We start from the raw sequence: 10,696 nt of genomic DNA, 5'->3' as shown, positions 1-10,696 counted from the left end.
AATTCGGTCAGGTGCAGGACGTTGGCGTCCTTCACCCGCATTTCCGTGCGGATGCGGTCGAAGCGGCGGGCGCGGGTTTTCAGGTCGGCAACGCGGATGATGTCGTCATAGGCCAGCGCGCCGAAGAGCGAGGCGGAGATCACCGAGCCGTTGCGGATCGCCAGCGCATCGAAGTCGGCGGCGATGACGCGGCGGGCGGCGATCTCGGCGGCGGCCATGACTTCGTCGGACGAGGCGATGCCGTCGCCGGGGACCATCTTTTCCGACACCGCCAGCGCGCGGTGGGTCGAGGTGATCAGGGTGGTGCGGTCGGGCGTCACGAAGCCACGGATGATGGAACGCCCGGCCTCCATCATCTCGGCCGTGATCATGATGTCGACGTCGCCGGGGGCGGGCATCAGGGAGAAGACGGGGACAGGCTCGCCGGGCCTCTGCGGGGCCATCTCGACGTAATAGACGGTCGCGCCTGTGCGCTGCGACACGCCCGCGACCGAAGTCGTCTGCGCGGCATAGCCTCGCGCGCGGGCCACGTCCTCGATCCACCCGGTAAGGACCCCGCCGCCCTGGCCGCCGACGGCGAGGATCGCCAGCTTGATGATCCCGGACAGGCGCGGGTCGGCCTGTTTGGACCCGAATTCCGAGCCGATGGTTTCGTGCAGCGTCATGCCGTGCCCTCGAACGTCAGCCGTCGCGCGGCGCGGCGGGATTGCAGCCAGCCGATCACGTGGGTGCGGAAGGCGGCCATCTTCGCCTCCCATTTCGACGGGTTGTGGACCACGTCGGCGCGGTAGAAGGACGGGCAAAGGACGGCGGCATCGGCCACCTCGCCGCAGTTGCCGCAGCCGACGCAGCTTTGGTCGATGCTGGCGACGGGGTCGTCGCGCAGGGGGTCGTCGAGTTTCTTCAGGGACAGCGACGGGCAGCCGGACAGGCGGATGCAGGCGTGGTCGCCGGTGCAGACGTCTTCGTCGACGCCGAAGCGGGGGGCCTCGACGCGGCGGCCTTCCTTGATGGCTTTGGCGGCGAGGGGCTTTTCGCGGCGCTGCTTGTTCAACATGCATTCGGACGAGGCGACGATGACCTTGGGGCCGGGGGTATCGGTGGTCAGCGCCTCGCGCAGCACATCGCGCATGTGGCCGACGTCGTAGGTGCGGTCGACCTGGCGGACCCAGTCGATGCCGATGCCCTTGAGCGCCTTCGCAATGGGATGCTTCGTTGCTTTCGACGGGTTGTCGGCGCGGCTGGACATGACGTCCTGCCCCCCGGTCGCGGCGGAGTAGTAGTTGTCGACGATCACCGCCACGCCGTCGGACTTGTTGAAGGCCATGTTGGTGAAGCTGGAGGAAAGGCCGTTGTGCCAGAACCCGCCGTCCCCGATGATCGACACCGGGCGGCGTTCCCCGCCCCCGTCGAAGGCCGCGTTGGCGGCGGGGCCGAGGCCGTAGCCCATCGTCGCCCCGCCGATCTCGAACGGAGGAAGTGCTGCGAAAAGGTGGCAGCCGATGTCGGCAGAAATCTGCAGCTTGCCGGTTTCCTTCTGAACCAGCTTCATCGCGGCGAAGATCGGGCGTTCCGGGCAGCCGGTGCAGAAGCCGGGGGGGCGGATCGGGACGGTCTTGGTCAGGTCGGGGATCTGCGGCTTGTCCTCGTTCGGGGCGCGGACCATCGCAGGCAGCATCTGCGGCGCGGCCTCTTTCAGGAACGCGGCGATCCCGTCCAGCATCACCTGCCCGGTGTATTCCCCCGCCATCGGCAGGATGCCCTTGCCGCGCAGCTTGACGCTGGACCCCGCACGGTAAAGGAAGGTCGTCAGCTGCTGTTCGATGAACTCGGGCTGGCCTTCCTCGATCACCAGGACCTGGTCCTTGCCCTCGCAGAACTCCAGGAATTCGGAGGAGAGGAGGGGGTAGGTGACGTTCAGCACGTAAAGCGGGACCTGGGAGCTGCCCCAGATGTCGGCGAGGCCGAGGCGTTGCAGCGCGCGGATGACGCCGTTGTACATCCCACCTTGCAGGACCAGACCGACGGGGGCGGTCGCAGGCCCGAACACCTCGTTCAACTGACGCTCGCGGATGAACTTTTCGGCGGCGGGCCAGCGGACTTTGATCTTGTCCTGTTCGTGCATGTAGGACATCGGCGGCAGCACGACGCGGGCGAAGTCCGACTGGGGGTTCGACAGGGCGTCCTTGACCGAAAGCTTCGGCCGCTGGTTGTCGCGGGTCTGGAAGCTGCCGGTGACATGGCAGGACCGGATGCGGACCATCAGCATGACCGGGGTGTTCGACGCCTCGCTAAGCTCGAACCCGTCCTGCACCGCCTTGGTGATGCAAGGCAGGTTGGGGCGCGGGTCCAGAAGCCAGAATTGCGACTTCATCGCGAAGGCGTGGCTGCGCTCCTGCATGATGCTGGAGCCTTCGCCGTAATCCTCGCCCACGATGACCAGCGCACCGCCGTTTACCCCCGACGAGGCCAGGTTTGCCAACGCGTCCGAAGCGACGTTCACGCCGACGGAGCCCTTGAAGGTCACCGCCCCCCGGATCGGGTAATGGACGCTGGCCGCCAGCATCGCCGCAGCCGCTGCCTCATTCGCGTTGGCCTCGAAGCGGATGCCAAGCTCGGCCATCAGGTCCTCGGCATCGGCGAGGACGTCCATAAGGTGACTGATCGGAGCGCCCTGATAGCCGCCGACATAGCCGACGCCGTTCTCCAGAAGCGCCTTGGTGATGGCAAGGATGCCTTCGCCGGTGAAGGTATCCCCGTCACCCTTGCGCAGGTGCTCGACCTCTGCCTTGAAGGACCGCTCGGCCATGCTGGTTCCTTACTTCTCGGGGGCCGTGTTCGACCAAAGGATCGGCCCGCCATCCTTTTCATATGCCATCCCGCCGGGGAACGAGATCGCCTCAAGCTGCAGGCCCCAGGGGGCGGAGAAATACAGGATCGACTGCCCAGCGGCGGGGCCTTCCGACACCGGGATCGGCCCCATGTTCACCTTCAGCCCCTTGTCCTTGAGGTAGGCCGCCACGGCGTCGATGTCGTCGACGTAGAAGGCGATGTGGTGCCCGCCGATGTCGCTGTTGCGGGCGGTGACGGTCTTCTGGTCGGGCGCGGTGTAGTGGAACAACTCGATGTTCGAGCCAAAGCCGCAGCGCATGAGCGTGATCTCTTCGATCACCGCGCGCGGGTCGACGTCGAGGACGTCCTGCATGAACGTGCCGGTGTCATCGCGGAACGGGCCGAAGGACATCGCCTTCTGGCAGGCAAGGACGTCGGTGAAAAAGGCCTCGGCCTGGGCCAGGTCGGGGACGGTGATGCCGATGTGGTTCACCCCCCGGACGCCGGGCATGGTGTCCGCCAGGGCCGGCGAAGCGGCAAGAAGGGTAAGGGCGAAAAGGCTTTTCATGGCTGGCACCTGGTTTTGGGGGGAAGGCCGTCAGATCTCGTGCTTGCGGATGTTGGTCAGCATCTTCTGCAGCGTGCCCACGAACGCGCGGCGTTCGTCTGCCGGGATGCCGCGGAACATGCGGTCGTGCGCCTCGGCCATGCGGGGCCAGAGGGTCTGGAACCGGGCGCGGCCGGCTTCGGTGATGAAGACGCGGGTGGCGCGGCTGTCGGTGGCGTCGGATTCGCGGCGGATCAGGCCTTCGGCGGCAAGCTGGTCCAGGGCGCGCGAGAGGGTGGACTGTTCCACCACGGAAAAGACGGCGAGTTCGCGGATCAGCGGGCCTTCGATCACCGACAGGACCGCCAGCGCCCGCATCTTTGGGGTGGTGAGGCCGAGGTCGGCCATCTCGTCCCGCAAGCTGGCGTTATAGCGGCCCATGATCCGGTTCATCAGATAGGGCGCGTAGTTCGTGAGGCCGATCTCACCCAGCTGCGGCAGAGTCTCGGGCGGCTTTTCCGGGGGCGACTGGTCGGTCATGCGCCCAGCCTTTTCGCCGCAAGAAAGCCCGAGCCGCCGCCAAGGCCGGGGCCGGGGTGCGTACTGGCGCCGATGTGATGGAAGCCGCGCAGCAGATTGGTGCCGTTCGTCGAATGGGCGTAGGGGCGGAAGATGAAGAACTGGTCGATGGTGCAAAGCCCGCCGTAAGGATCGCCGCCGACGAGGTTGACGTTCATCCGTTCCAGATCGGCCGGGGAATACGCGCGGCGGGCTAGTTTGATGGCGTCGAAGTCCTTGATGTGGCTTTTCAGTATGGCTTCGATCCGGTCCGCGAAGGCTTCGCGGGTGGCCTCGGTCCAGGTGCCATCGGTGGGGATCTGGCCCGCTGCATCGCCTTTGACCACGCGGGGCGCGTCGGGGATCTGCAGCCACAGGATCGCTTTGCCCTCAGGCACACGCGAGGGGTCAAGCCGGTGCGGCTGGCCGACGCAGATCGTGGGGGTGGCGGGCAGCATCCCGCGTTCCGCCTCGTTCGAGGCCTTGGAGACGGAGTCGATCCCGTCGGCAAGATGGATCAGCGCCACATCGTCGAGGCCTGGCGTCAGCCATTCCGGGGGGCGGTCCAGCGCATAGTGCAGCTGGAAGTTCCCGCGTCCGTGGCGGAAGGTGCGGGCGGCGGCCTTGTCTTCGGGCAGGTTCACGTCGCGCAGAAGGCGGTCCTGCAACTGGGCGGGCGCGACCGAGGCAAGGACGGACCCGCAGGCGATTTCCTCGCCCGAGGCCAGCGCCACGCCCCGCACGCGGCCATCCTTCACAAGGATGCGGTCCACGTCCGCCCCGCAACGAATTTCGCCGCCCTTTTCCTCGATCAGCGCCTTGAAGGCGGCCACCCCTGCACCAGAGCCACCCTTGACGATGGGCGCCCCTGCGGCCTCCAGCGCGAAGGCGATGACCTTGCCCATCTGGCCAGAGTAGGTGCTTTCCGGGGTCAGGCCACAGTGCAGGACCCAGGGCGCATACAGCGCCTGGACGGCGGGGGAGGTGTAGGTCGTCTCCAGCCAACTGCGCGCCGGAACCAGCGCTTTGCCGAACCATGCGGCAAGGCCGCGCAGGCCGCGTTTGCGAACCTGGCCCCAGAGGAGTTTCGCCGTCGGCCAGGACCAGAGCGACCCGCCAAGGAGGGCGAAGAGGAAGGGCGCGTCGGCCTCGACCCCGCCGACATCGCGGGCATGGGCGTCGCCGTCGCCTGCCGCCAGCGCGTTCATCGTGGCGATGTTCTTGGCGCGGTCCGTGGTCAGCACCAAGGCCTCGCCGGTCGGGCGCAGCACCGCCGTCGGGTGCGGCGTGTGGCAGTAGTCGAAGCCGTGCCGGGCGAGGTGGGGGCCAAGCGCGGCCCCCGCCGGTGAGGTCATGAAGAGGACCCAGGTCGCGGCCATCACGTCATGGCGGAAACCGGGGAGGGTGATCTCCTCGGTTCGAAGGCAGCCGCCGGGGACCGCCTCGCGTTCGAGGAGAAGCACGCGCTGGCCCTTGAGCGAAAGCATCGCCCCGGCGACCAGCGCGTTGATCCCGCTGCCGATGATGACGTGATCGGGCCGCATCTTACGACTTCGGCACCAGCGCCAGCGCGCGGATGGGCGAGCCGGTGCCCTGCTTGATCTTCAACGGTGCGGCAATCAGGATCGCGCCCTTGGCCGGCAGCTTGTCCAGGTTCGCCAGCGACGCCAGCCCGAAGCAGTTGTTCTTGTGCAGAAGGTTGTGCGCCGGGAAGGGTGGGGTCATCCCCCCTGCCTGACCGGCATCGGTGCCGATGCACTGGCTGCCCCAGCCGACGATGCCCTTGGACAGAAGATACTCGATCACCTCGGCGGTCGGGCCGGGGGTGTGGGGGCCGGTCTCGTTGGCATTCAGAAAAAGGTTTTCATCATGCGCCCGCTGGTCCCAGTCCGATCGCAGCACGACCCACTCGCCCGCATTGATCGCGCCGTGCTTGGCCTCCCAGGCTTTCACATGGTCGATGGTCAAGAGGAAGTCGGGGTTCGCGCCACATTCGGCGCTGAAATCCAGCACGTTTACCGGGGCGACCAGCCGCTGCACGTCCAGCGTATCGGTGTAGCCATCGGCATAGTCCTTGCCGGTGATCCAGTGGTGCGGCGCGTCGAAATGGGTGCCCGAATGCTCGCCCAGTTCCAGCCAGTTCCAGGCCCAGAACGGCCCGTCCTTGTCATATTCGCTGATCCGGTGGATCTTGATCGGCGGGGTGTCCTTGGCAAAATCCGGCGGCAGCTTCAGCAGCGGCGTCTCTGGGCCAAGCACGCCCGAGCAGTCCACCACTTCGATCCCGCCACTGGCGAGCATCCCCGCCAAAAATTGCAGCACGTTTGCTGAAGTCATCATTCTCTCCCTGTTGGCCGGACTTGCCCGGCAAAGCCCTGCCGGGTGTCGCCCCGGTCATCTTGGAATCATGCTAGACAGATTTAAATGCATTTGCAAATATCCCTGCGACAATCTGGCGGGGAAAGCATGGCCGAGACCTTCGATGCAGTCCTGATCGGGGCGGGCCACAACACGCTGGCCGCCGCGCTGCATCTGGCCACGAAGGGCTGGCGTGTCGCCGTGTTCGAGCAGGCCGCATCGGCAGGCGGGGCGGTCAAGACCGGGGAGTATACGCTGCCGGGCTTTCGCCACGACTGGGCGGCGATGAACCTGTCGCTATTCGCAGGAAGCCCGTTTTTCAAGGCCTACGGCGCCGAACTGGCGCGCCACGGCTGCGAGTTTGTGCCGGTGGATCGGCCGTTTTCGTCGTCCTTCCCGGACGGGACCTGGGCGGGTGTCTCGACCCTGGGCGACGAGACGCTGGCCGCGTTCCGGGCGCTGTCACCGCAGGATGCCGAGACCTGGACGAACCTGACCAGCCGCTTCGGGGCCGAGGCCCCGCATCTTTTCGGCCTTCTCGGGTCCGAGATGAAACTCCGTGCGCTTGCATATTTCATGTTCAAAACGTTTCGCGCCAAGGGCTTGGGTGGCACGCTGGACATGGGCCGTTTTCTGTTGTCCTCGCCCCGCGCCTGGCTGGAGGAGACGTTTGCGCATCCCCACATCCGCGCGCTCTTGGCGGCCTGGGGGATGCACCTCGACTTTGCGCCCGACATCGCGGGCGGGGCGATGTTTCCCTACCTGGAAGGGATGGCCGGTCAGGCCTTCGGGATGGTCATCGGCAAGGGTGGGGCGGATACCATCGTCAAGGCGCTGGTCTCGGCGATCACCGCGCGGGGGGGCGTGGTCGAGACCGGGGCATCCGTCAGCCGCATCCTGCGCGAGGGTGGACGAGCCACGGGGATCGAACTGGCGGACGGTCGCCGGGTCATGGCCTCCCGCGCGGTGATTGCCGGCACCTCGCCAAAGGGGCTGCGGAAGCTGACCGGGGACACTGCGCCGGCCTTCGACACGGCGATGGACACCTTCCGCCATGCGCCCGGGACGATGATGATCCATCTGGCGCTGGAGGCCCTGCCGGACTGGCGCGCGGGGACGCAACTGAAGCGGTTTGCCTACGTCCACCTTGCGCCCAGCCTTGACCAGATGGCCCGGACCTACAGCCAAGCGCTGGCGGGGCTTTTGCCGGACGAGCCGATTCTGGTTGTCGGGCAACCGACGGTCTTCGATCCCAGCCGCGCGCCAGAGGGCAAACATGCGCTGTGGCTTCAGGTCCGCATGGCTCCGGGGACCATCTCGGGCGATGCCAAGGGCGAGATTGCGGCGACTGACTGGACCCAGGCAGCCGAGCCCTTCGCCGACCGCGCGCTTGCGATCCTGGAGGCGCATGCCCCCGGCACTCGGGCCAAGATCCTGGGCCGCCGCATCGTCACACCGCTGGAGCTGGAGGCCGACAACCCCAACCTCGTCGGTGGCGACCAGGTCTGTGGCAGCCACCATCTGGCGCAGCACTTCCTTTACCGCCCCGCACGCGGCCATGCCGACGGCTCGACCCCCATTGCCAACCTGCACCTCACCGGGGCGGCCGTCTGGCCCGGCGCGGGGACTGGTGCGGGGCCCGGATTCCTTCTGGCGCGGAAACTCGCCGGGAACTGACCACCAACCAAGAAACCAACAGGGAAAACGACCATGAACCTTAACCGCCGGAGCCTTCTGAAGCTCTCTGCCGCCACGATGGCCGCAGGCAGCATCGGCCTGCCGTCCTTTGCGCAAGCCATCGACGAGCTGGTCATCGCCTACAACGTCAACCTGCCGTCCTGGGACCCGACCGTCGGCCCCAGCGCGGTGAACCCGACGATCCAGGGCCTGTATCAGTCGGTCTTCGACCAGTACATCCTGCAGCAGCCCGACCTGTCACCGGCGCCGGGCCTCTTGACCGAATGGGGCTGGAACGAGGACCGGACCAAGGTCGTGATGAAGGTGCGCGAAGGCGTGACCTGGCACGATGGCAGCCCCTTCACCGCCGAGGATGTGGCCTGGTCTCTGGCCCGCGCCGCCAACCCGGAAACCGGCAACCCGATCAACTTCGTCTGGGGCACGCTGGCGAACTTCGCGGTCGACGGGAACACCGTCACGGCCGACGTCAAGCAGTTCGACCCGACGATCTTCAAGTGGATGTACTTCCTGACCGGCTACGTCCTGCCCAAGGCCTATTTCGAAAAGGTCGGCCCCGAAGGCTTCGAGGCCGCGCCCATCGGTACCGGCCCCTACATGGTGGAAAAGTTCGAGCGCAACGCGTTCGTGCGCCTGAAGGCCAACGCCAACTACTGGGGCGGCAAGCCCGACTTTGACACCGTGACGATCAAGTTCGTCCCCGACGCCGCCGCCCGCGTGGCCGAAGTGGAATCAGGCAACTCCCACGTCACGTTGGAGATGCCGTATGAGGAATACGACCGTCTGAAGGGTGGCCCGCTGGCCGGGGTTGCGGCACCTATCAGCGACATCGGGATGATCTTCCTGAACGACATCGAGGTGATGACCGACCCGAACGTGCGGATGGCCGCCGCGCACGCCATCGACAAGCAGGCGATCATCGACCGGCTTCTGTCGGGCTATGGCGTCAAGATCGACACGCTGCAGACGCCGGAATACAGCGCCTATGACGCGTCGATCGTGGTGCCTTACGACGAGGCGAAGGCGATCGAGCTGCTGGCCGCCAGCGGCTTTGGCCCCGACAACCCGGTGAAGTTCAAGATCCAGACCACCAAGGGCTTCAAGCCCAAGGATTACGAGATGATCCAGGCCATTGTCGGCCTGTGGCGCAAGGTCGGGATCGAGGCCGAGATCGAGGTCTACGAGATCGCCAAGCACTACGAACTGCGCGCCGCCGACCAGCTGGCCCCCGCGGCGTTCTACAACTGGGGCAACTCGGTGGGCGATCCGACGACCTCGACCGGGTTCGCGATGTTCGGGCCAAGCCCGCATTCGGTCTGGGATGGCGAGGACCTGATCAACATGATCGGCCCCCTGTGGGGCGAGCCGGACGAGGCCAAGCGGATCGAGGGCTGGAAGGCGGTGGACAAGTACATCGCCGACAACGCGCTGGTGATCCCGCTGCTGCAATATGTCCAGCCGATCCTGCACGCGCCCGGCGTGGTGGTGACGCCGCATGCTTCGGGCTCGCTCTTGCCGCATCTGATGAAGCGGGCGTAAGGGACCAACCCCGGGGGGCTTCGCGCCCCCCGGACCCCCCGCGGGATGTTTTTGGACAGATGAAAGCGGGGCAGTCTGCCCCATCCGGGGCCCATGCCGTTTCTTCGCATACTTCTTGTCAGACTTCTGACCACCGCCATCACCCTGGCCGGTGTCGCTGTGATCGTGTTCTTCGTGATCAGGGTTGTCCCCGGCAATCCCATCGCGATGATGCTGCCCCCGGGCGCGACCGAGGACGACATCGCGCGGCTTTCGGCGCTGTATGGCCTCGACAAGCCGCTGATCACCCAGTTCGGCATCTGGGTGGCGGGGGTGCTGCAGGGCGACTTCGGCACCTCGATCACCACGCGCCAGCCGGTGCTGGACCTGGTCCTGGGGCGGTTACCTGCGACGCTGGAGCTGTCGATCATGGCACTGGTCATGGCCTGTCTTCTGGGCGGAGCCGCGGCGCTGACCGGGACGCGGTTCCGTGGCGGTCGGACGGAAGGCGCCATCGACGTGGCGAACGGCATGGCGCTGTCGGTGCCGGATTTCCTGTGGGGGCTGGTGCTGATCCTGCAGTTCGGGGTGCTGTGGCCGGTGTTCCACATCTCGGGCCGGGTCACGCCCAGTCTGGACCTGCCGTTCGCCACCAACTTCTACCTCTTTGAAAGCCTGATCCGCCTGCGCTTTGACCTTTGGGCCGACATCGTCGCGCATATGTTCATGCCGGCGCTGGCGTTGGCGATCCCCTTGGCGGCGATCATCGGGCAGCTTCTCAAGCAAAGCCTCAAAGAGACGATGAACCTGGACTATGTCACCCTGGCCCGCACCAAGGGCTATGGCGAAACGCGTGTGATCCTGCGCGAGGCCTTGCGCAATGCCGCCCTGCCGACGCTGACGCTGGTGGGCGTGCAGTTCACCTTCCTGATCGGCGGGACGGTGATCATCGAACGGCTCTTTTCCTACGAAGGCCTTGGCAACATGGCCATCGACGCGGTGATCAACCGCGACCTGCCGCTGATCCAGGGCATCGTGATCCTGTTCGCGGTGATCTTTACCGGAGTGAACCTGATCGTCGACCTGCTTTATACCGTCCTGAACCCAAGGCTGCGGCATGGCTGAGGCAAAGGCAATCGACGGCCGTTCGCTGGTCCGCCGCCGGGCGGGGCTGCGGTTGTGGCTTTC

General features: G+C 66.3%; 9 protein-coding genes. 3 read left to right on the top strand and 6 right to left on the bottom strand.

Annotation, left to right across the window (positions count from 1 at the left end; genetic code table 11):
* The 6 genes from U1E69_RS06260 to U1E69_RS06235 all read right to left on the bottom strand — a co-directional run.
* A partial coding sequence (locus U1E69_RS06260) for a 2-oxoacid:acceptor oxidoreductase family protein (RefSeq protein ID WP_322243493.1) occupies positions 1–665 on the bottom strand: 665 nt, incomplete at its 3' end.
* Positions 662–2,809, bottom strand: a complete 2,148-nt coding sequence (locus tag U1E69_RS06255; protein ID WP_322243492.1) for an indolepyruvate ferredoxin oxidoreductase subunit alpha — start codon at positions 2,807–2,809, stop codon at positions 662–664. The genes U1E69_RS06255 and U1E69_RS06260, both read right to left, overlap by 4 nt.
* Before the next feature lie 9 nt (positions 2,810–2,818).
* A complete protein-coding gene (locus U1E69_RS06250) occupies positions 2,819–3,400 on the bottom strand; it encodes a VOC family protein (RefSeq protein ID WP_322243491.1) in 582 nt (193 codons plus the stop codon).
* 30 nt (positions 3,401–3,430) lie between these two features.
* Positions 3,431–3,919, bottom strand: a complete 489-nt coding sequence (locus U1E69_RS06245) for a MarR family transcriptional regulator (RefSeq protein WP_322243490.1) — start codon at positions 3,917–3,919, stop codon at positions 3,431–3,433.
* On the bottom strand, positions 3,916–5,481 hold the full coding sequence (locus tag U1E69_RS06240) for an NAD(P)/FAD-dependent oxidoreductase (protein WP_322243489.1): 1,566 nt from the start codon (positions 5,479–5,481) through the stop codon (positions 3,916–3,918). Before U1E69_RS06240 ends, U1E69_RS06245 begins: the two co-directional genes overlap by 4 nt.
* Position 5,482: 1 nt before the next feature.
* Positions 5,483–6,274, bottom strand: a complete 792-nt coding sequence (locus U1E69_RS06235; RefSeq protein ID WP_322243488.1) for a cyclase family protein — start codon at positions 6,272–6,274, stop codon at positions 5,483–5,485.
* Between the two features lie 129 nt (positions 6,275–6,403).
* Here U1E69_RS06235 and U1E69_RS06230 point away from each other — a divergent pair, with 129 nt between their 5' ends.
* The 3 genes from U1E69_RS06230 to U1E69_RS06220 all read left to right on the top strand — a co-directional run bounded on the left by U1E69_RS06230 (position 6,404) and on the right by U1E69_RS06220 (position 10,633).
* Positions 6,404–7,972, top strand: coding sequence for an NAD(P)/FAD-dependent oxidoreductase (locus U1E69_RS06230; protein WP_322243487.1), 1,569 nt, complete (start codon positions 6,404–6,406; stop codon positions 7,970–7,972).
* A 33-nt stretch (positions 7,973–8,005) separates the two neighbouring features.
* Complete coding sequence (locus U1E69_RS06225; protein WP_322243486.1) at positions 8,006–9,529, top strand: ABC transporter substrate-binding protein; 1,524 nt, start codon at positions 8,006–8,008, stop codon at positions 9,527–9,529.
* Positions 9,530–9,622: 93 nt separating this feature from the next.
* On the top strand, positions 9,623–10,633 hold the full coding sequence (locus U1E69_RS06220) for an ABC transporter permease (protein WP_322243485.1): 1,011 nt from the start codon (positions 9,623–9,625) through the stop codon (positions 10,631–10,633).
* Positions 10,634–10,696 lie beyond the last annotated feature (63 nt).

The organism is Tabrizicola sp. (assembly GCF_034366665.1).
Taxonomy (GTDB): Bacteria; Pseudomonadota; Alphaproteobacteria; order Rhodobacterales; family Rhodobacteraceae; genus Tabrizicola.
Note: the sequence above shows the minus strand (reverse complement) of the source record. Positions and strands in the feature narration are given on the sequence as shown.